General features: G+C 51.7%; 23 protein-coding genes and 1 pseudogene. 13 read left to right on the forward strand and 11 right to left on the reverse strand.

What is annotated here, in order from left to right; all coding sequences use genetic code 11:
- Window positions 1-214 precede the first annotated feature (214 nt).
- The 7 genes from SK50_RS20050 (at window position 215) to SK50_RS20080 (ending at window position 6569) form a co-directional block, all read left to right on the forward strand.
- Window positions 215-403 (forward strand): con-10 family general stress protein, encoded by a 189-nt coding sequence (locus SK50_RS20050; RefSeq protein WP_000840442.1) that lies wholly within the window; start codon window positions 215-217, stop codon window positions 401-403.
- Between the two features lie 92 nt (window positions 404-495).
- Window positions 496-993, forward strand: a complete 498-nt coding sequence (locus tag SK50_RS20055; protein WP_045344640.1) for a YciE/YciF ferroxidase family protein — start codon at window positions 496-498, stop codon at window positions 991-993.
- 61 nt (window positions 994-1054) lie between these two features.
- A complete protein-coding gene (locus tag SK50_RS20060; protein WP_017382870.1) occupies window positions 1055-1561 on the forward strand; it encodes a ferritin-like domain-containing protein in 507 nt (168 codons plus the stop codon).
- A 17-nt stretch (window positions 1562-1578) separates the two neighbouring features.
- A complete protein-coding gene (locus tag SK50_RS20065) occupies window positions 1579-2451 on the forward strand; it encodes a manganese catalase family protein (protein ID WP_015571777.1) in 873 nt (290 codons plus the stop codon).
- 70 nt (window positions 2452-2521) lie between these two features.
- A complete protein-coding gene (locus SK50_RS20070) occupies window positions 2522-3925 on the forward strand; it encodes a cytochrome ubiquinol oxidase subunit I (RefSeq protein WP_017382872.1) in 1404 nt (467 codons plus the stop codon).
- Entirely contained in the window at window positions 3925-4935 is a 1011-nt protein-coding gene (cydB, locus tag SK50_RS20075) for a cytochrome d ubiquinol oxidase subunit II (RefSeq protein ID WP_032619095.1), read from the forward strand. The genes SK50_RS20070 and cydB overlap by 1 nt, the downstream gene beginning before the upstream one ends.
- An 8-nt stretch (window positions 4936-4943) precedes the next feature.
- Window positions 4944-6569: an alpha-amylase family protein gene (locus tag SK50_RS20080; RefSeq protein ID WP_048229863.1), complete on the forward strand. Its 1626-nt coding sequence runs from the start codon at window positions 4944-4946 to the stop codon at window positions 6567-6569.
- Here the strand turns inward: SK50_RS20080 and SK50_RS20085 are convergent, their stop codons facing one another.
- The 4 genes from SK50_RS20085 to SK50_RS20100 are packed head-to-tail and all read right to left on the reverse strand — an operon-like array spanning window position 6570 to window position 9062.
- The gene (locus tag SK50_RS20085) at window positions 6570-7556 is read right to left on the reverse strand and encodes an SDR family oxidoreductase (RefSeq protein ID WP_015571781.1); all 987 of its coding nucleotides are present in this window, start codon (window positions 7554-7556) and stop codon (window positions 6570-6572) included. It abuts the gene before it with no gap.
- Between the two features lie 16 nt (window positions 7557-7572).
- Window positions 7573-8091, reverse strand: coding sequence for a 2-oxo-tetronate isomerase (locus SK50_RS20090; RefSeq protein WP_003862863.1), 519 nt, complete (start codon window positions 8089-8091; stop codon window positions 7573-7575).
- 11 nt (window positions 8092-8102) lie between these two features.
- The gene (locus tag SK50_RS20095) at window positions 8103-8549 is read right to left on the reverse strand and encodes a DUF421 domain-containing protein (protein WP_048229865.1); all 447 of its coding nucleotides are present in this window, start codon (window positions 8547-8549) and stop codon (window positions 8103-8105) included.
- A 9-nt stretch (window positions 8550-8558) separates the two neighbouring features.
- Entirely contained in the window at window positions 8559-9062 is a 504-nt protein-coding gene (locus SK50_RS20100; RefSeq protein ID WP_045344642.1) for a hypothetical protein, read from the reverse strand.
- Between the two features lie 139 nt (window positions 9063-9201).
- Here SK50_RS20100 and SK50_RS20105 point away from each other — a divergent pair, with 139 nt between their 5' ends.
- Both SK50_RS20105 and SK50_RS20110 read left to right on the forward strand, forming a co-directional pair.
- On the forward strand, window positions 9202-9591 hold the full coding sequence (locus tag SK50_RS20105; protein ID WP_048229867.1) for a YdeI family stress tolerance OB fold protein: 390 nt from the start codon (window positions 9202-9204) through the stop codon (window positions 9589-9591).
- Between the two features lie 61 nt (window positions 9592-9652).
- Entirely contained in the window at window positions 9653-10537 is an 885-nt protein-coding gene (locus tag SK50_RS20110; protein ID WP_017382876.1) for an SDR family oxidoreductase, read from the forward strand.
- A 102-nt stretch (window positions 10538-10639) separates the two neighbouring features.
- Here SK50_RS20110 and SK50_RS20115 read toward each other — a convergent pair.
- Window positions 10640-12621, reverse strand: a pseudogene (locus tag SK50_RS20115) (alkyl/aryl-sulfatase).
- Between the two features lie 171 nt (window positions 12622-12792).
- Between SK50_RS20115 and SK50_RS20120 the strand changes: the two are divergent.
- Window positions 12793-13191 carry a hypothetical protein gene (locus SK50_RS20120; RefSeq protein ID WP_045330801.1) on the forward strand — a complete coding sequence of 133 codons (399 nt, stop codon included), beginning with the start codon at window positions 12793-12795 and terminating at the stop codon, window positions 13189-13191.
- A 59-nt stretch (window positions 13192-13250) separates the two neighbouring features.
- Here the strand turns inward: SK50_RS20120 and SK50_RS20125 are convergent, their stop codons facing one another.
- The 5 genes from SK50_RS20125 to SK50_RS24045 form a co-directional block, all read right to left on the reverse strand.
- On the reverse strand, window positions 13251-13862 hold the full coding sequence (locus SK50_RS20125; protein WP_023295375.1) for an outer membrane beta-barrel protein: 612 nt from the start codon (window positions 13860-13862) through the stop codon (window positions 13251-13253).
- A gap of 100 nt (window positions 13863-13962) precedes the next feature.
- Window positions 13963-14592, reverse strand: coding sequence for a winged helix-turn-helix transcriptional regulator (locus tag SK50_RS20130; RefSeq protein ID WP_015571785.1), 630 nt, complete (start codon window positions 14590-14592; stop codon window positions 13963-13965).
- A 63-nt stretch (window positions 14593-14655) separates the two neighbouring features.
- Window positions 14656-15831, reverse strand: coding sequence for an OmpP1/FadL family transporter (locus SK50_RS20135; protein WP_045910758.1), 1176 nt, complete (start codon window positions 15829-15831; stop codon window positions 14656-14658).
- A gap of 222 nt (window positions 15832-16053) precedes the next feature.
- Window positions 16054-16722, reverse strand: coding sequence for an isochorismatase family protein (locus tag SK50_RS20140; RefSeq protein WP_023295377.1), 669 nt, complete (start codon window positions 16720-16722; stop codon window positions 16054-16056).
- Between the two features lie 259 nt (window positions 16723-16981).
- Window positions 16982-17125 carry a hypothetical protein gene (locus SK50_RS24045; RefSeq protein ID WP_017382882.1) on the reverse strand — a complete coding sequence of 48 codons (144 nt, stop codon included), beginning with the start codon at window positions 17123-17125 and terminating at the stop codon, window positions 16982-16984.
- A 511-nt stretch (window positions 17126-17636) separates the two neighbouring features.
- On the opposite strand from SK50_RS24045, the gene SK50_RS20150 reads away from it, so the two are divergent.
- From SK50_RS20150 to fabV, 3 genes are all read left to right on the forward strand, one after another.
- Window positions 17637-18062, forward strand: a complete 426-nt coding sequence (locus SK50_RS20150; protein WP_017382883.1) for a hypothetical protein — start codon at window positions 17637-17639, stop codon at window positions 18060-18062.
- A gap of 346 nt (window positions 18063-18408) precedes the next feature.
- Entirely contained in the window at window positions 18409-19590 is a 1182-nt protein-coding gene (locus tag SK50_RS20155; RefSeq protein WP_023309080.1) for a tyrosine-type recombinase/integrase, read from the forward strand.
- Between the two features lie 135 nt (window positions 19591-19725).
- The gene (gene fabV / locus SK50_RS20160; protein WP_023309081.1) at window positions 19726-20922 is read left to right on the forward strand and encodes an enoyl-ACP reductase FabV; all 1197 of its coding nucleotides are present in this window, start codon (window positions 19726-19728) and stop codon (window positions 20920-20922) included.
- Window positions 20923-20942: 20 nt separating this feature from the next.
- Here the strand turns inward: fabV and SK50_RS20165 are convergent, their stop codons facing one another.
- Entirely contained in the window at window positions 20943-21620 is a 678-nt protein-coding gene (locus SK50_RS20165; RefSeq protein ID WP_023309082.1) for a phage baseplate protein, read from the reverse strand.
- Window position 21621 lies beyond the last annotated feature (1 nt).

Consider the following 21621-nt stretch of genomic DNA (forward strand, 5'->3'; position numbering starts at 1 on the left):
TCTGCTTTATTTTCTCCTAACCGATGGATTTAGCGTCCATTTTTAAAATTCATAACGAAGCGGTATTTCATCGCTCCCTGCACAAATACCGCAAAACAACCGAGACAAGAAATTTGACTCTTCTCACATAACGACTAATGTTAATTCCTGAACGACAAATGATACGAATTACTTATCGTATCTCCTGACATAAACGCAACATGAGGGTTGATATATGGCAGAGCAACATCGTGGTGGTTCCGGTAATTTCGCTGAAGACCGTGATAAAGCATCAGAAGCTGGACGTAAAGGTGGCCAGCACAGCGGTGGTAATTTCAAAAACGACCCACAACGCGCATCTGAAGCGGGTAAGAAAGGGGGACAGAACAGTCACGGCGGAGGCCGTAAATCTGATAACTCCTGATCTTATTTAAAGCTCTTATAAATATACCAAGAGCATGCTGCGGGCCTGGCGGCTCGCAGTACCCTTACTTTATTTTACTGGAGCGTAGAAATATGAATATGAAAAGTGTCGAAGATGTGTTTATTCACCTTCTGTCCGATACCTACAGCGCTGAGAAGCAGCTGACCCGCGCGCTAGGCAAACTCGCCCGCGCCGCCTCCAGCGAGAAGCTGAGTGCCGCGTTCACGGCTCACCTCGAAGAGACGCAGGGACAGATCGAACGTATCGATCAGATTATTGAGCAGGAATCCGGTCTCAAACTGAAGCGCATGAAATGCGTTGCGATGGAAGGCTTAATTGAAGAAGCCAACGAAGTTATTGAGAGCACTGAGAAAAATGAAGTGCGTGACGCTGCATTAATTGCCGCAGCTCAGAAAGTTGAACATTACGAAATTGCCAGCTACGGCACCCTGGCCACCCTGGCTGAACAATTAGGCTATAAAAAAGCCGTTAAACTTCTTGCCGAAACGCTGGAAGAAGAAAAAGAAACCGATCTCAAATTAACCGATCTGGCTGTCGGTAATATTAATCAAAAAGCCCAGAAAGGATAATTAATATCTGATGAGCATCAGCACCAAAAATTAACCAGAAAATAAATCACAGGAGTTAATTATGAATCATGTAGAACACTACCATGATTGGCTACGCGATGCCCATGCGATGGAAAAGCAAGCCGAATCCATGCTGGAATCAATGGCCAGCCGTATTGATAATTATCCCGACTTACGTGCACGAATTGAACAACACGTTAATGAAACTAAACACCAAATTACCGTGCTGGAAGAAATTCTCGACCGCAATGATATTTCCCGTTCGGTCATAAAAGATTCCATGAGTAAAATGGCGGCGCTCGGCCAGTCCATTGGCGGCATGTTCCCTTCCGACGAAATTGTTAAAGGCTCTATCAGCGGCTACGTTTTTGAGCAGTTTGAAATTGCCTGCTACACCTCTCTGCTGGCTGCGGCCAAACAAGCGGGCGATACCGCCTCCATTCCAGCCCTTGAATCCATTCTGGAAGAAGAGCGCCAGATGGCAGACTGGCTGCTCCAGCATATTCCACAGACGACGGAACAGTTCCTGCTGCGCTCCGACGCGGATGGCGTTGAAGCTAAAAAATAACAAAAGAGGGAGAATGTATGTTTCGACACGTAAAACAGCTGCAATACACGGTACGCGTAGCCGAACCGAATCCGGGCCTGGCCAATCTTCTGCTTGAGCAGTTTGGCGGGCCACAGGGCGAACTTGCCGCGGCATGTCGTTACTTTACGCAAGGATTGAGCGACGACGATCCCGGTCGTAAAGATATGCTGATGGATATCGCGACCGAGGAGTTAAGTCACCTGGAAATTATCGGCACCCTGGTGGGTATGCTCAATAAGGGTGCGAAAGGCGAACTGGCGGAAGGCGTTGAAAATGAAGCGGAACTGTACCGCTCCATGACCGAGAACGGCAACGACAGTCATATCACCTCGCTGCTCTACGGCGGCGGTACTCCGCTTACTAACTCCGCAGGCGTACCGTGGACGGCGGCGTACGTGGATACCATTGGCGAACCGACCGCGGATCTGCGCTCTAACATAGCGGCCGAGGCGCGCGCCAAAATTATCTACGAACGGCTTATTAACGTAACGGACGATCCGGGTGTTAAAGATGCGCTGGCGTTTTTAATGACGCGTGAGGCAGCACACCAGCTCTCGTTTGAGAAGGCGCTCCAGTCGATCCGTAACAATTTCCCACCGGGTAAATTGCCGCCAATCGAAGAGTACACCAACAAGTACTACAATATGTCTGAGGGGGGAGAAGTTCGCGGCAGCTGGAACAGCGATAAGCACTTCGACTACGTGGAATCTCCTCAGCCAGCGGTCGATGGCGGTGACGGCGGCGCAAGCGTAACGCTCACTACAGAGCAGGAAACGCTGGTCAAAGCGATGTGCGCACGCACGAAATCCGACCCCAATGCCGATCCGCTTACCGGTGCCGAGCTTGGTGCAGGTAAGAAAAAACCGTAACCGGTTTTGCCAGGCAGCCTGAGGCTGTCTGGCAATGCCTTGTGCGCTATCAGTTCCAGAGGTACGGAGCATGTTCGAGCTTGATGCGTTTCATCTGGCCAGGATACAGTTCGCCTTTACCGTCTCTTTTCATATTCTCTTCCCGGCGATCACCATCGGGCTTGCGAGCTATCTGGTGGTTCTCGAAGGCATGTGGCTTCGCACCAAAAATGATGTCTGGCGCTCGCTATACCATTTCTGGCTGAAAATTTTCGCCGTCAACTTTGGTATGGGCGTGGTTTCCGGGCTGGTCATGGCTTACCAGTTTGGGACTAACTGGAGCGGCTTTTCCCAGTTCGCAGGCAGCATAACCGGCCCTCTGCTCACCTATGAAGTCTTAACCGCCTTCTTCCTGGAAGCTGGTTTCTTAGGCGTGATGCTGTTCGGCTGGAACAAGGTCGGCCCCGGCCTGCACTTCTTTGCCACCTGCATGGTGGCGCTGGGCACGCTGATGTCCACCTTCTGGATCCTCGCCTCCAACAGCTGGATGCACACCCCGCAGGGCTTCAGTATTCAGAACGGTCAGGTCATTCCCGAAGACTGGCTGGCCATTATCTTTAACCCCTCATTCCCTTACCGCCTGATCCATATGTCCATCGCCGCCTTCCTGTGCAGCGCCTTGTTTGTGGGCGCATCCGGGGCATGGCATCTGCTGCGCGGTAACGATACGCCCGCTATTCGCACAATGTTCTCCATGGCCATGTGGATGGCGCTGCTGGTCGCGCCCATTCAGGCCGTGGTTGGGGATATGCACGGCCTGAATACGCTTGAGCACCAGCCTGCCAAAATCGCCGCGATTGAAGGCCACTGGGAAAACCCGCCCGGCGAGGCCACCCCGCTGCTGCTGTTTGGCGTACCGGATATGGAAGAGGAGCGCACCAAATACGGGCTTGAAATTCCCGCGCTCGGCAGCCTGATCCTGACGCACAGCCTGGATAAACAGGTCCCGGCGCTGAAGGATTTCCCGAAAGAGGACCGCCCTAACTCGCTCATCGTCTTCTGGTCCTTCCGCATTATGGTCGGCATGGGGCTGCTGATGATTACCCTTGGCGTGCTGAGCGTCTGGCTGCGCTATCGCCGTCGACTCTATCACTCGCGGCCATTCCACTGGTTTGCCCTCTGTATGGGGCCTGCCGGACTGCTCGCGCTGCTCGCCGGGTGGGTCACCACCGAAGTGGGCCGCCAGCCGTGGGTCGTTTACGGCTATCTGCGCACGATAGATGCGGTGTCTCTGCACAGTACGTTGCAGATGAGCATCAGCCTGCTGGCCTTTATCGTGGTCTACTGTTCGGTATTTGGCGTGGGTTATGTGTATCTCGCCCGGTTGATTAAGAAAGGTCCGCAGCCTGTGGGCACGCTAACGTCTAATACATCGGGCACCCCTGCCCGTCCGCTGTCCGCCGCCGAGTCTGTTCCGGAAGAGGAGAAGATCTGATGGGCGTCGATATCCCGGTCATCTGGTTTGCCATTATTGTCTTCGCCACGCTGATGTACATCATCATGGACGGTTTCGATCTCGGTATCGGCATGCTGTTCAGCTTTGTGGGCGATGCCAAAGAGCGCGACGTGATGGTGAACAGCGTCGCCCCGGTCTGGGACGGAAATGAAACCTGGCTGGTCCTCGGCGGCGCAGGGTTGTTCGGCGCGTTTCCGCTGGCCTACGCGGTAATAATCGATGCCCTGACCATCCCGCTGACGGCCATGCTGATCGGGCTTATTTTCCGCGGCGTGGCGTTTGAGTTTCGCTTTAAGGCGACCCCTTCACACCGCAAATTCTGGGACTACTCCTTTGCCGGCGGTTCCCTGCTGGCAACCTTCAGCCAGGGGATCGTGGTTGGCGCGATGATCAACGGCTTTGACGTGGAAGGGCGTCGCTTTGTGGGCTCCTCGCTGGACTGGTTCACCCCGTTTAATCTGTTCTGCGGGCTGGGCTTAATTGTCGCCTATACCCTGCTGGCTACCACGTGGCTGATCATGAAAAGCGAAGGCGCGCTGCAATATCGGATGCGCGAGCTGACCCGCCACGTGCTGCTGGCGCTGATTGCCGTTATTGCGGTGGTAAGTATCTGGACCCCGCTCGGCTGGCAGTTTGTCGCCGAGCGCTGGTTTACTCTGCCTAACTTCTTCTGGTTCCTGCCAGTTCCGGTTCTGGTGGCGGTATTCAGCCTGTGGATCTGGCGGCTGACGCGCAATCCCGACAGCCATGCCCGTCCGTTCCTGTTAACGCTGGGCCTGATCTTCCTCGGCTTTAGCGGCCTGGGCATCAGCCTGTGGCCACACATTATTCCGCCGCACATCACCCTGTGGGAAGCCGCCGCGCCGCCTGCCAGCCAGCTGTTTATGCTGATTGGTACACTGTTAATCATCCCGGTGATCTTGGTTTATACCGCCTGGAGCTACTACGTCTTCCGGGGCAAAGTGTCTGATACCGAAGGTTATCATTAAGGATTGCTATGGCAGGCTGGCATACACGCGCCATTATTTACCAGATTGATACCGCCCTGTTTTACGATCTTAACGGCGATGGCTGTGGCGACATCGCCGGAATCACCGCGAAGCTGCGCTACATCCGCCGGATGGGCGCGACGGTTATCTGGATCACCCCGTTTTACCTCACGCCTTTTCTCGATGAAGGTTATGACGTGAGCGACCATTTGCAGGTCGATCCCCGCTTCGGCAAGCTCAACGATATCATCGCCTTTATTGAACAGGCGCGGGAGCTGGGGATGCAGGTCATTATTGAGCTGCTGATCCAGCATACCTCGGATGCGCATCCCTGGTTTCAACAGGCCCGCCGCAACCCCCAGTCACCCTACCGTGACTATTACCTGTGGTCCGACACGGACGACGACGATACGCCACCGATGTTCCCCGGCGTGGAGAAGAGCATCTGGACATGGGACGACGAGGCGGGGCAATACTACCGGCATATGTTTTATCACCACGAGCCGGATCTCAATCTGGCCTCCCCTGCGGTGCTAAAGGAGATTGAGAACATCATCATCTTCTGGCTAAAGCTCGGGGTGTCGGGCTTTCGCCTGGATGCGGCATCGCACCTGACAAAACAGGCCGGACGTGGGGATGAAAAACGCGGCCTGTGGATCCTGGAGCATCTGCGCCGTCTTATCGGGCAGCGTAACCCGGACGCGATCCTGCTCGGCGAAGTCGACGTGGAGGTCGAGGCCTACAAAGATTATTTTGGTCAGAACGACCGGCTCAACCTGGTGCTGAATTTCTGGCTCAATAAGTACTTTTACGTCAGCCTGGCAGAGAAGAGCGCACGACCGCTGCGCAACGCGGTGAAGAAGATGATTGTGCCGCCGGACTCCTGCTGCTTCGCCAACTGGCTGCGCAATCATGATGAGCTGGATCTGGAAGGGATAGGAAAAAAAGCGAAGCAGACCGTCATCGATACCTTTGCCCCTGATGAAGAGATGAGTGTGTATCAGCGAGGTATCCGCCGCCGTCTGGCACCGATGCTTAATGGCGATCGAAAGCGGCTGGCCTTTTGCCATGCGGTCTTGTTTTCGCTACCGGGCGTACCGGTCATGCGCTACGGGGATGAGATTGGTATGGGGGATGATTTGGATCTTGAGGAGCGTTACGCCGTACGCACCCCGATGCAGTGGGCCGGATCGCAAGGCGGCGGTTTCTCAGATGCCGACCCGGAAACTTTTGTCGCCCCGATGATTGACCACGGCCCGTACCGCTATCAAAAAATCAACGTGGCGGATTCGCTGTTGCACCGCAACTCACTCCTGCACTGCATTATCGATATCGCCAATACGCGCTCGGAGTTCCCTGAGATCGGCGTCGCGCCGTTTCGTCTTATTAATATCGACAGCGATGCGGTACTGGGGATCTATTACGAAACCGACACGCGCAGCATTCTGACCTTCGTAAACTTCAGCGATAAGCCCGTTAATTTTACCGCCAGAGGGATCCGGCATGCGACCTGGACCGCCTGCCTGGCGGACAAACGCTACAACGACGCGCTGGTGTGCGGCAAAACCGTCGCGCTTAACCTCAGCGGCTATGGCTACCGCTGGTTCTGGACCGATCGTACCGCACTGCGCTGATTATCGTCTACGCGAGAGCAGCAGACGGGCCACGATCGCGCCCGTGACGGCAAGGGAGCCGAGCAGCACTTTCCCCGGCATGCCGGAGGTGACGCTGATAGCGCGCTCTTTTGCTTCGTCGGTGAAGTGCCCGTGGATTTTATGCAGGTCGTTAACCGGCTGATCCAGATAGTCCTGACGGTCATCCGCATTTAACGTATCGGTCATCTGCCCTTCCCAGGCCTTTTTAACCATCAGCCGATCCAGAAAGCCGGGGAAAAGAAATTGCCCGACAATCGACTGGACGGTGCTGCTGCCCACCCACAGTTCCCGCACCGGTTTCTGCGCCACCTTAAAAATAGCGCTGGCAGCTACTTCCGGCTGAAAAACGGGAGGAACCGGGCGCATCGCCCAGGCAAATTTATTCCTCGCCCACTCGAACTGCGGCGTATTGAGGCCCGGCATCTGTACCATTGCGATCTGCACCCGGCTGTTTTCATGCATCAGTTCGGTGCGCACAGCATCGGTAAATCCGCGGATTGCGGCTTTCGCCCCGCAGTAGGCTGACTGCAAGGGAATGGAACGGTAGGCCAGCGCGGAGCCAACCTGAATAATCGTTCCGCGATCGCGTGGGGTCATTAACTCCAGCGCGGCGCGGGTGCCGTTAACATAGCCCAGATAGGTCACCTCGGTGACGCGGCGAAACTCCTCCGGGGACATGGTGCGAAACGGCGCCAGCATCCCGCCCATAGCGTTATTCACCCACACATCGATGGCCCCAAGCCGGTATTCAATCTCGTTAGCAGCATCGGTCACCGCCTTGCTGTCGGCCACGTCGGCCTGAACGGCACGGGCGTTGATCCCAAAACGGCGCAACTCCTCTTCTGTGGAGCGCAGGCTCTGCTCGTCGCGGGCAATGATGCCCACATCGTAGCCCGCTTTGGCAAAGTGCAGCGCCGTGGCTTTCCCCACGCCCGCCGTACCGCCGGTAATAACGATCACAGCCATAGCCTTTCCCCTTGTTTCAGACGTTATCCCAGCCGGAGAGTATTTCGATCAGTTCAGAAAGGGAATAACGCACCGCTTTATCCACCACATCCTGACATTCACCGGAAAACAGCACGGTGCGGGTTTCCGTCTGTCCGCGAATATTCCAGCCGAAGCAGACCGTACCGGCTGCGGTGCCATCGTCGCCGCCTTCCGGTCCCGCATAGCCGCTGATGGCAAGGCCGATATCCGCCTCGGCAATTTCGCGAATTTTAGCGGCCATCTCGGTCACCGTTTGTTCACTGACGGCGGTGAAGCGCTCAATGGTTTCGTGCCGCACGCCGAGGATCCTCTCCTTCGCCGCATCGCTGAACACCACCATGCCAACGTCATAAAATTCCGCCGTGTTCTCTTCGGCACAAAGCGCAACCGCGAGATTGCCGCCGGTACAGGACTCTGCGGTGGTTAACCGCAAACCTCTGTCCGTAAGCTGAGTGGCGAGCTTTTTCGTCAGCTCGCTGATGGTGCTGTTGCTGTCGTGAATAAGGTTGCTCATCGCGTTGCCCCTTAATTTTCGTCAGGAATAATAGAAATATGACCATTACGCTCAAAAATAGCGTATTTAATCTCCTTCAATTCTGTAATACCGTGATTCTGGCGGGCTGATACCAATATATCATCACAGGATACATCGACCTTTTTCAGTTTATCGGCAAGGGGAACACCGTTCTCCACCAATATCACCGGCGTGCCATCAAGAATATTCTCGACAGTGGAAAAATATTTTTTCAGCAGGCCAAAAATAATATCCACAACCACCAGCGTCGTTATTGTAATCATCGCGCCGGTGACGGAGAAATCTTCGCCAAGCAGCGCCTGTTGTGTCGCCTCACTGATAATTAAGAGCAAAATAAGGTCAAAACTGGTCATTTGTAGCAGAGCGCGTCGCCCGGCAACTTTAAACACAATGACCAGAAACAGGTAAATTGCCAGGGCACGAAAAACCATGTCCATATTCGACTCCTAGGGGTAAATAAACTGCCAGAAATGGATATTTGGCTCGTTGTTTACGCGGATACTGTTTGTCCACTTCCCTGCTTTTGACGGCGTGATAAATAACAAAACGGTAAATTTATCGGTCTGTTGTAAACGATCGTAGACGAGAAACAGGGTATTCCCCCGGCTGTACATGCTGTCCGGCTGTGGCCAGACGCTGCCGGGCTCATATGCGTCGCTGCTTTCGCTGGTCATGCTGAGGGTATATTTCCCCTCAGACGTCACCGGAAACGTCAGTGCCATCCGCGATTCGGTCTGGCGGCGACCGAAGCGCTCATAGCTCAGGGTCAGGGATTTTGCTTCGTTTGTTTTCTCCACGTCGCTGACCGCGCCGCTGGAAAACAGGCCGGCTATCGCGGCCACGATAATAGCTAACAGCACAATAAAACCCACCTGGCGAAATGCATACTCAAACGTCAGTAAACGGCTACTCTCTTTTATCCCAGGCACTTTTTCATTTTTTGGTTCCATGGCTGTGGTCACCGTTTCGCTTAATTGCCGAAATTTATGATTTTCCTGTGCAAATGCTTTTAAGACTTATCACATTTGCCACATAAAGGAATAGCAACAATACTTAATAAGTCAAGACATCCAAAATGAAGGATATCAGATGAAATTATCAGTGATTTCAGCCTTGTTTATATTAATTATCCCTACTGCATGGGCAGATAATAACGGCGGGTTACAAAAGGGTGACGCGCCGCCACCGCCGTATGCGCTGGACAGCGGTTATCGTGGTACCGATGATGCGCGCATTATGACCATTACTCAGGCGAAAGAGATGCATGATGGCGCCTCTATTTCACTGCGCGGCAATCTTATTGACGGCAATGGCGATAAATACGTATTCCAGGATAAAACCGGGAAAATCGACGTTATTATCCCGAAAGCCGTATTTGACGACAGAACCGTGGAACCTGACAACATGATCAGTATTAGCGGCTCGCTCGATAAAAAATCATCCCCACCCGTAGTGCGGGTCAGCCACTTGCAAAAATAATTCAGCGAAGCGTTAACGCTGTAACTATCCATCAAATCTCACCCCTAACAAGGAGTTAGCTATGAGTGATAATGAACAACGTACGAACGCTTACCCAACGCCGCCTTTCCCGGAGCAGCCTCAGACGCCACCGGGCCTGGCCTCTGAGATGGAACCCGTACCCGACCACGGCGAGAAGAGCTACAAAGGGCATGGTCGTCTTGCCGGTAAGAAGGCGCTAATTACCGGGGGCGATTCCGGCATAGGACGCGCGGTAGCCATTGCCTATGCCCGCGAAGGGGCAGATGTCGCGATTAACTATTTGCCGGAAGAGGAAGAAGACGCAGCGGAAGTCATCGCCCTGATTAAAGCGGAAGGACGGAATGCCGTCGCGCTTCCGGGCGATGTGCGGGACGAAACTTTTTGTCAGCGCCTTGTGGAGCAGGCCGTCTCAAAACTGGGCGGGCTGGATATCCTGGTGAATAACGCAGGCCGCCAGCAGTACCGTGAGTCGCTGGAAGAACTGACCACGGAAGATTTTGACGCGACCTTTAAGACCAACGTCTATGCGCCTTTCTGGATCACAAAGGCGGCGTTGCGCCACATGAAAGCCCCCGCCTCCATCATTAACACCTCGTCTGTACAGGCGGTGAAACCGAGCGCCGTACTGCTTGACTATGCGCAGACCAAAGCCTGTCTCGCGGTGTTTACCAAAGCGCTGGCGAAACAGCTGGGACCGAAAGGGATACGCGTGAACGCGGTAGCGCCGGGACCTTACTGGACCGTGCTTCAGCCCAGCGGTGGGCAACCACAGGAAAAAGTGAAACATTTTGGCGAGAGTACCCCTCTGGGACGCCCGGGACAGCCCGTGGAGATCGCACCGCTGTATGTCACCCTGGCCTCGGATGAGTGTTCATACACCTCCGGGCAGGTGTGGTGTTCAGACGGCGGGGATGGCGTCATCTAGCGCTCAAGGCGCGCAGAGTGTAGGCCGGGTAAGGCGAAGCTGCCACCCGGCAAATTGTTGCAGGCGAAAGCTAAAGGGCTGCGAAAGCAGCCTTTTTTACGTTTAAGGGGTGACGACAGGAAACCAGAAGCTGAAGCTCTCCATGCAGCGCAGCATTTCGTTTACCTTCGCGGCATTGCCGACGATCGTCACCTCTCCTGCCTGTTGCGCCTTTTTCAACGTGGTCTCTTTGAGGATGATTTTATTCAGCGTTTCGCGGCTGAGCGTGATGGTTGCATCCGGATCTTCTGCCTGAGCGTTGGCGATATGGTTCAGCACGCCATTCTCCAGCTCCAGCTTGTACCTGCCGCCCTCGCGACCCAGATCAACGTTAAAAATCCCTCTGGCATTCGCAGCTCTGACGCCGTTAAGGTGAACGCCGAAGTAGTCAAAAATCATCTCAGTCGACATGGCACGAACCGCATCCGGGCTGGCGGTATTGGGCGTCGGCATCCTCTTCACCCCGTTACGCAACTCCTGCGCACCGGTGAGGTAGGCGTTACGCCAGGGTCCTGACTCGGCCTGGTATCCCAGCTGTTCAACCGCGTCCGCTTCCAGTTCGCGCGCCGCCTTATTATTTGGATCGGCAAAAACGACTTTACTCACTACCTGCGCCACCCAGCGGTAATTTCCCCGGGCATAATCAACCCGGGCTTTTTCAAGGATCGCGCGGGCTCCGCCCATGTAATCGACATATTTTTTCGCTGCCTCGACCGGAGGCAGTTCATTGAGCGTCGCCGGATTTCCGTCGAACCAGCCAAGATAGTAGACATAGGTGGCTTTGACATTATTACTTACCGAGCCGTAATAGCCACGGCCTGCCCAGGATTTTGCCAGCCCGTAAGGCAGGGCGAAATTAGCGGCTATCTCATCCCTCGTCAGCCCTTTATTCGCCAGCCTCAGCGTCTGGTCGTTGATATAGCGGTAGATATCACGCTGGCTTTTCATCAGCTTCACCACTTTCTTATTACCCCATGTGGGCCAGTGGTGCTGCGCGATAATAATTTCCGCTTTATCCCCCCAACGATCGAGGGCGTTATTGATGTATTTTGACCATGCCAGCGGATCGTGTATCTTCGCCCCGCGCAGCGAGTAAGTATTGTGCAGGGTGTGAGTGACGTTCTCTGCTGCTTCAATCAGCTTTTTCTCTTCCACATACCAGAGCATTTCAGACGGCGCTTCCGACCCCGGCGCCAGCATAAAATCATAGGTGAGACCGTCGATGATCTCTTTCTGCCCGTCTTCGGTAATGGCGTGAGTGGGCGCGATAAGCGTGACCGTCCCGGCTGAGGTGGTCGTCCCCAGACCCGCCCCTACCTGACCTTTTACATTGGCATTAACAGGTTTCCGTAGATATTACTGGCACGGCGGCTCATGGCATTTCCGGCCATGATATTTTCCGATACCGCCTCTTCCATAAAACCTGCTGGAGCATAGACTTTCACTTTGCCGGTTATCACTCCCGCTTCATCGACTACGCCACGCACGCCGCCATAATGATCGACATGACTATGGGTATAAATAACGGCAACAACCGGGCGTTTGCCACGATGTTGAACGTAAAGATCCATGCCCGCTTTGGCCGTTTCCGCAGACACCAGCGGATCGATAACCGTGATCCCCTCTTTGCCCTCTATAATCGTCATATTCGACAGATCGAGGTTGCGGATCTGGTAGACGCCTTCCGTGACCTCAAACAGACCGCCAATAGTATTCAGCTGCGCCTGACGCCACAGGCTCGGGTTGACGGTATCCGGCGCTTTTTGCCCTTCTTTGATAAAAGCGTATTTCCGGGGGTTCCAGATAACGGCGCCTTTTTCGCCTTTAATCACCGCGGGTGGCAGCGGGGCAATAAAGCCTTTGTGCGCATTTCGGAAATCGGTCTTATCAAAGAAGGGCAGTTGACCATAAAGTGCATCATTCATCTCTTTCGTATGGGCAGTGGCTCCCTTCCCTTCCTTTTGTGCCAGGACAGGCAATGAGGTCAACGAGACTAATAGCAGACCAGCAATGGCCATCGCACTAACGAGAGTTTTAAATTTCATACTTCCTCGAGGAGTTATATTCACGCTGGCGGTACATGGGGGGAAAGGAGGCTATCACCAGGCTTATCTTTAACCTATGGAAATAACGTTTATAAATAAATTAGTTTATTCTTTCGTCGCTGCGTCCTTAAGGGATAATGCTGAGTCCAGTTATTTCCCCGGTGTGATTCGATGAAGAGCCTGCCGTTCTTTTTCGCTGTATTAACCCTCAGCACATTAACAGCCTGTAGTTCTCCCCAACCAGACAATGTTGAAAAAATTAATCATCTACAAATTCCACTGGTGTTGCCGGGGGAAAAACCGCCGCAGGCACAGATATCGCATATCGCGTCTCTTTATCAGGAAAATAAACAGCAGATCGAGACCTTAACGCGCAGCGTAAAATCACAGTATCTACAGGACACCACCGCAAAAGAAATTTTTGTTGCGGACAGTGACGTTCAACGCGTCTATGCCTCGCTGACCAAACTGGAACAGTTAGATATGGTTAATCAGCAATACCTGAAAGATAATAATGTCACGGGCCTGCAAAATATTCATATCATTCTTGAACCGTTATTCACCAGCTGAAAATAAAAAACCCGGCAACATAAGCAGCCGGGTTTTTATTAATGGGCATATCACGGGCATCAGTCGTACTGACCAAAGCGATAGCTAAGCCCTGCGGTGACGGAACTCAGGTCGCTGCTTACGCCGATCTGGTTAACATTGCCCACGTTGCTTACCCACTGATACTCCAGGCGGCCCGCCCAGTTTTTATTGAAAGCGTATTCAGTACCCACGGCTGCAAGCGGGCGCACACCGGTTTCAAAACGATTGTGACCACTTACATCGGATTCAGCGCGATAGCCCATTGCGCCGGCACGGCCGTAAATATCCCAGTCACTGGTCAGGGCATAACTGGCCTTCAGAGACATTTGCAGCCCCTGCGTCTTCATTTGCGCCCCGGCGCCATGCTGACCTTTAATCTGCATGTTACCTAAATAATCATAACCACCTTCTACCGCAAGCCATGGGGTAATCTGATAACCCGTATAAACACCCCCGCCGACATTATCATGGTTAAAATCGAAGTGATCGGAATGCGTGTTCTCAAACGCTTTTGAACCCATATTGGTATCAAAATAGTGAGACCAGCCGAATTTAGCACCGCTATACCAGGTGCCCGCATCAGCGGCGGCGAACGCGGAAGTGGCGGTAAATGCATTAGCCATAATCAATGCGATAACTGTCTTTTTCATAAATATACCGTTTACTTGATAATGTTAAATCTGAGAAAGCAAACGATATAGAAAATTAACGGTAGCGTTAATTGCATTTCTGTTTAATTTTAAATTTCCGCTAGAATGACTCGGGTAAATGTCTGACCTCAAGCAGATATCCACCGCGCTTAAAGGCGATATATTCCCCCTGCTTAAGGGCAGATAATACATTGAGTATACTGCTGCGAGAGAGCAGCGTACGATCCTGGATATATTCCAGAATCGTGGTACGCAAACGCGTCTCTTCCGGGAGCAAAATCATTTCCTGAAGGTGGTTACGAATAACGGAATAGGTACGCTGCTGGAGTACCTGGGCATCACGGAATATTAAATAGGCCGTATGGTATGAGAGCAGCGCGGCGACATCCTCCCAGACGCCCTCGGCACGAAACAACTCAGCCGCCTTGTCCGCATCGAGACGTAAAATAGTCGACTCTCTTTCAGCACGGAGAAGGTGCCCCTGCGTAGGCTGGATCATCTCTGCAATACCAAACAAATGCGGCTCGTAAACGGTCACTACCACCAGTCCATCCGAAGCCCGCAGCAGGGACAGCTCTCCTTCCAGAAAGAGGTACATCTGTTGTTTCCCCTTCCGTAACCAGGTGAGTCGCTTACGCGGAACAACGTGCACTTTCTCCGCTATCGGCTCAAGGATGGCGGTCAGTCTTTCGATGGATTTTTCGGGTCGAACAGGCGGTAAAATATGCATGGTACAACCTTCTGACATTCAATATCTGCCATTATAGACCATATATTTTAAGCGGTTAGCCGATCAAAACTGATAGCTGTAGTTGACGCTGGCAAACCAAAGATAAGGATGATCGTAACTTCCGGCAAACGCCGTCGGGGATTTCACATGCGACGACTGCATATGAAGATACGACACGGCAATACCAATATTGCTGGCCGGGGTGATCTGATACTGGGCCCCCGTGCCAAATCGCCACTCATCCCCGGTGGGTAAAGTTAAGGCCACATCACTCTGACTCTCATACGGCGAGCTGTCGAACGCCACACCGATATTCAGTCGCCACTGAGGTGTTGGACGATACTGCACGCCCACCGCGCCGTGCCACGTATCCTTCAGGCGGCTGACGTTGTTCAGTTGCCGATCCCCAACGACGATTTGCGGCGCACCGAACTGGCTCCAGTCCTGCCAGCCGAGATCGCCCATAACCGACCACCGAGGGTTAATATCATGCACAAGACTGAGCATGATTTGCTGCGGCGCGCTGATTTGTGCCGACACCGGGAGGTCGTAGGCACCATTCTGTACTCGAGCTTTGCCGTTAACAGAGTAGCGATAGTTCGTCTCGCTGTTCCATGTAATACCGGCTCGCGTCTGGTCGGTCAGTTGCATGAGTAGCCCAAGCCGATAGCTCATGGCCCAGTCCTCATCATGCTGCCGATAGTCATTATCATTAACGTTGCGGGTCAGCGAGAAATAACCGTAATTAACGTTGGCGGACGCCCCTATTGAGAGTCGGTCGTTGAGCTTGTATGCCAGTGACGGACTGAGCGTCATTGCAACCAGGGTACTCTTTTTAATCAGCCTGTCGCCCGCCCAGCTACCGTAATCGATCCCCAGACCGTAATTACCGTAAAGCCCGATCCCGGCATAAAGATCATCGTTTATCTTCTGGCTATAAAAGGCGCTGGCATTCGGGATGGTTTTCATCACGTCGCCGGGGCTTTGATGGGCATGGTTATCCAGCTGGTTGTCGATGGAGCCATCCATAACCTGTAACCCACCGGTGACCATATGATCCGGCAGGCGCGTCATGCCAGCAGGGTTGGTCATGATTGTCGAGGCGTCCTGCGCACGAGCCGCCTGCCCTGCTCCGGCAAGCGCGGTATCTTCGGTGCCGGCTTCATAAAAATAGAGGGCGCTGGCATGGGCACTGGAGGCGGCAAATAAGCCCGCGCACAGGAGGAGTCGTGTTTTCATCTGCGATCCGGGAAATAAAAAATTTGCCGACAGATATAACAGGGGCGCCTGATGACGTAAAAAGGAAGAGGGTTTAATTTTAAATTATGCGCGGTTCAGCCCCTCTTAATATCTCTGACAATTCAGCGACGTCCGGAATACGACGCCGCTACGTCCTGCACCTGTAATACGTTCAGGTACAGGACGATAAAATCCAGGAATTATGTTCAGGTTTATCCGGCCTTACTTATAATGCTCCAGATTGGTTTCCGGGCCTGTTCTGGCAATTTCCTGAGCTTTGCCGAAACTTTCAATCAGGCACTTATATTCCGGACAGACATGCTCTGCCAGGATCTCAGCAAAGCGAGAACCTTCCGCGCGGTTCCAAGTTCTCATTAATTCAGCGACAATGGCAAACGTATCGGTAGGGATCGCTCCCGCCTGAGCCACGCGCGCGATGGTGGTATCGGTCGCGATTTTGGACCAGTTCCCCGAGGCATCCACAACACAGTAAACCTTATACCCCTCCTGGACAGCGCTAACCGCAGGGAACGCCATGCAGACGCTGGTGAGCGTGCCGGCAATAATCAGGGTCTTTCTGCCCGTCTTTTCCACTTCCTTCACAAACGCCGGATTATCCCAGGTATTAATCTGCCCGGTGCGTGGAACATACACGGCATGGGGTGCATATTTGTGAATTTCCGGGATGAGCGGGCCATTGGGACCGTCAGGAACAGAGGCCGTGGTGATCACCGGGATATTTAAAAGCGTGGCAACTTTGGCTATCGCTGTCACATAATTACGAAGGTCTGGTACAGGCACATCACGTACCGTGTTGAATAAGCCACTCTGATGGTCGATGAGTAAAATTACAGCGTCATCAGTATCAATCATACCGTTTGTAGCAGCCATATTTCTTTCCTCATGATTTCTTTTACATTGCCGTCAACTCTCCCGGCTCCGCGATTTTACATGCACATGGTCAGGGTATAATGCATTGATAAATCATAATGAATAGTAGTCCGATCCGGTCTGAATACCGCATCATTTCAGGACAATTTCTGGCACGGTACGCTGAGCCATCGACGCTGACGGAAAGCCCTCGTGAGGAGAAAAGATCTTTACAATGCCGTTATGCGGCCATTCGTATTCGTTCGGCTGAAGGCAAGCGTTACTCATTACTGGGATCGCCCTTATCCTCCCGCATGGATTCGATAAACTCCCGTTGCTCCTCTGTGAGTTCAAGCTCATCCAGCAAGCGATCTAACTCTTCTTCAGGTGATTCCTTTTGGTTCTTTCTCTTCCCGGTAGCCATACTCACCCTTGAGTTATTAGGATTAATCTCAGGGTATCCAGGGTACAGGAAATGTGCAACTTAGCGTGTTATGCCGACAACCGATCATAACAATGAACGAAAGGGGGAAGCAGGTACGCCAGTACAGGAAAGACTGATAGGGGTATTCCTGTTCCGGCGATGAAAGATAGCCAATTGAAAGCCTTGCCAGATTACATACGGGCTTTGCAATAATCGAGAGGGTGCAATGCCTACCTTCCCTTTAGTTTAACTTAACTCAAATTTAATCACATTTAAATTAATGATTTTGTTAGATTTAATCGTTTATTGCCCTCTCACATATAGGTACACTTTCTCTATGGTTTTTTTTATAACAGCATGAGGAAAAAGTGAAAATGGCTATTCCAGCTTACCTATGGCTTAACGCAAAGCCGCGCAGGAACAACGGATCCGGCTTTTGGTGATTGGTTTGGCTCAACGCCTTACGGTGATGATCCTAACGACCAGTACTGGATAAGAGCGGGTATCGACTATGCAAAACGCACAGGTTTTTAAGAAGCGGTATCTACTTCTGATCCTGTTGGCTGTTGTCGCCTATGGGATATACAACTTGCTGCACTTTTCACCACTTGAGCAAGTGATTATTAAGAAGGCGAAAGTTAACAATCTGGCTAATCTTTACATCACAGAAGCGAGTGCAGGAGCCACCACAGGCTTTTCCTACCGTTTCTATCTCTATGATGTAACCAAAGATGATAAAGCGTTTATGGCGAGTCTGGAGAACGATCACCAGCCTTTCATGATCACCACGGACAAAGATGCATTGAAGAAGGTCGAGAATAATGCGATCTACCTTTCCGTGAAGGGAACCATTTACACCTTTCACAGCCCTGCGGATTATCTGGCAGGTGGCTCGATCTACTCCGTCCCTGTCTATTTAACCGCATCACCATACTAAAAACATAGCCAGCTGCCACGCTGGCTCTTTCTCTTCTGGTTTTAGACAACAGAAACCATTAAGCCCCTTAGAGGTTAGAAGACAAGCGTAGCACAGCGATTTCATAAGACTGTCAGAGGGTTACCTGCATTTCGTGTGCAGGGAGGACGTCAATGCTCTACAGGACATAACGCCTAAACAAGTTAGTCAGCGCTACTGAGCAACCTACTGAAATAAAGAGAGTTTTTGAACGGTTCTTCTTGGGGAAATTCTGGAGCGGGCGAAGGGAATCGAACAGAACCCCCCAAGAACCGCGAAAGATCTCAACATTGGTAGTTGATAGCGGAGATTGTAGAGGATCATTCTCATGTCTATCAAGGGTCAATCTTATCTATATCCAACTGCGGAAGGGGTCTGGATGTTTCAGATCTTCATTCCGGCGTACATGCGCCACATCTTCGGCGGGAAACGTCTATACCGGAAATCAACGGGAACTAAAGATCTTGCCGCCGCTAAACACTTCCGTAATCACATGCTCATCGAGTGGAAGACACTCAAGGAACAGTATTCCCCAAACACGGAGGAACGGCGCATTCAAAACGCCATAGCCGGATTACATAAGCAAACCACGCTACGCGCCCCACTCCAGACCGTGCCAACATTAACCGCCATACGTGATCAATACGCTGACAGATACAGTGATAAGCGCTCATTCTCGACGCTGGCTAAATCTGCTCGCGCCGTAGAGGTATTTCTCACTTCGCTTGACCGTGCAGACATTCAGGTCACGGAGATCAGACGGTCACAAGTGGCGATGTTTATCAATCAGCAGGACAAGAAAGCCCCCCAAACCGTGCAGAACTGGCTGACGTGCCTGGGAAGTCTGTACGAGTATGCACGGAGAGGTTACGACGACATAGCACCAGATAACCCGTTTCACGGTCACAACCTCGAAGCACGAGCCAGCATTGTAAGCTATGAACCATTTGAAGCTCATCATATGCAAAAGCTACTGGATGCAGCAGAGCCGGAGATCAGGAATATCATAATCATGGGGCTTTTTTCAGGATGCCGCCTTGATGAACTGGCAAGCCTTAAGAAATCAGAGATTCAAACGATGGAAGGTGTACGCTGTTTCTACATCTCGAAGTCAAAGACCAAGGCGGGGGTACGGTACGTCCCTATTCATTCCAGGCTATCTGCGATTGTCGATGAATACCTGAGCCATAGTTACGGCGAGTACCTGTTCCCACAGGCTAACAAGATTAACCGTGCTGACGGTAAGAAAGGCCCGTTCTACTCCCAAGCGTTCACCAGGTTACGCCGCCGAGTATTGCCTACCGCTACAGATCGTCAATGCTTCCACAGCTTGCGCGGGATGTTCATCACCTGCTTAGACCGTGCAGGGGTTAGCGAAACAAGGATCGGGGCCATCACCGGACACACTGAACAGAAAGCGAAAACCGAAGCATTCCGTACCTATTCAAAGGGGGCGAGCATGGAAGAGTTAGCAGGGTATGTCGAATTGGTGGACTACCCTGAAATCTAATTATAGTAACGTTTCAACAAGACCATTATCCTTCCCAGAGTTAGTTAATGAAAGTGTATTATTCATTACAACTTTTCATAAAAAAGTTATCATTATTGTATGCTAAAGAAATTTTGAAAATGGATTAAAATCAACATGATAATTAAACCTAAGATTCGTGGATTCATTTGTACCACCACACATCCGGTTGGTTGCCAAGTCAACGTAAACAAACAAATCGAGTACATCCGCAAAAACGGAAAACTCACTGATGGCCCTGCGCGCGTGCTGGTGATCGGTGCTTCCACTGGTTATGGGCTTGCTTCCAGAATTTCTGTAGCATTTGGCGGCGGTGCTTCCACTGTCGGTGTTTTCTTTGAAAAACCGGGGACGGATGCCAAGCCAGGCTCAGCGGGCTGGTATAACTCTGCGGCTTTTGATGAAGCAGCGAAACGTGAAGGTCTTTACTCGAAAAGCATCAACGGCGACGCGTTCTCCGATGAGTGCCGCGACGAAGTTATCAGCCTCATCAAAGAAGATCTGGGTCAGATTGATTTAGTGGTTTATTCGCTTGCATCTCCGGTAAGAAAGATGCCAAAAACAGGCGAAATTGTTCGCTCTGCGCTGAAGCCAATCGGTGAGGTTTATACCTCTAAAGCCATTGATACCAACAAAGATCAGATCATTACTGCCAGTATCGAACCGGCAACCGAAGAAGAAGTGCGTAACACTGTTACCGTGATGGGGGGCGAGGACTGGGAACTGTGGATTGATGCGCTTAATAACGCTGGCGTTCTGGCTGATGGCGTGAAGACCGTTGCTTACTCCTACATCGGCACGGATTTGACCTGGCCTATTTACTGGCACGGTGCGCTCGGTAAGGCGAAGGAAGACCTGGATCGGGTGGCAAAAGAGTTACGCAACAAGCTGGCTCCTCTCAACGGTGCTGCAAACGTCGCGGTGTTAAAGTCTGTTGTCACCCAAGCGTCTTCAGCTATTCCAGTCATGCCGCTTTATATTTCTATCGTGTTCAAGCTCATGAAAGATCGTGGGATACACGAAGGCTGCATCGAGCAAATTAATCGTCTGATGACTACCAGCCTGTATGGGGGTAATGCCAAACTTGATGACGAGCAGCGAATCCGCATGGACGATCTGGAACTGCGTGAAGATGTGCAGCAGGCGTGCCGCGAAATCTGGCCGACCATTACCGATGAAAATCTGGAGCAGTTAACAGATTACATTGCTTATAAAGAAGAGTTCCTGAAGTTGTTTGGGTTCGGATTCGAAGAAGTTAACTATGAAGCCGATACCGATACAAACATAGATTTTGATGTGAAAACATTAATCTAATAAAAGGGGGCGCAAGCCCCTTATTTTTTCTTAAACTCCGTAGTAACCGTATCACCCTCGGTTTTCTTAGGTGCATTGTTCACTACTTTCTGTTTCACCGTACCGCCTACAGATTTATTTCCCTGCGTTTTAGTTGCAATCACATTAACCGTAGCTTTACTGACAAGCCTGACCTGTTCAAATTCAAGATCGAATTGCATTGCGTATTCAGATTTATAATCGTAGGAGATGCCGGAGAGAATAACATTCTCGTACACTTTATGTTCTGTCACTAATGTGATGGGCTGACGACTGTCAAATATTTGATCGAGATAGGTGATAGCTTGTGATATTCGCGTACCATTAACACCAGCACTGTATAATAAATCTCCCTCAAGTCTGATCGGAGTTTCCGTGATTACTCCAGACATTTTGAATGTATTATTCTTAATCTGAATGTGGTCGCTCACCTCAGCCCCGCTCTCAACGGGATAGCTCGTAATATCAGCCTGTCTACGAACTCCCGTATCTGTTACAGCATCAAAAACTATCGCCTGATAGTTACGAATATAGTTATCAGAGGCTGGGTTATATACCGATGCAAGAATGGTGAATCCGTTTTCACCTTTGGTACGGGTAGCGCTGCTGTTATTACTGTTCTGAGTTGAATTGATTCGGGAGGAATCGCCCCCGATTGTTAAACTTCCTGGTGTTGCCATT

This window comes from Enterobacter sp. BWH64 (genome assembly GCF_001037645.1).
In the GTDB taxonomy this organism is placed as follows: Bacteria; Pseudomonadota; Gammaproteobacteria; order Enterobacterales; family Enterobacteriaceae; genus Enterobacter; species Enterobacter hormaechei_C.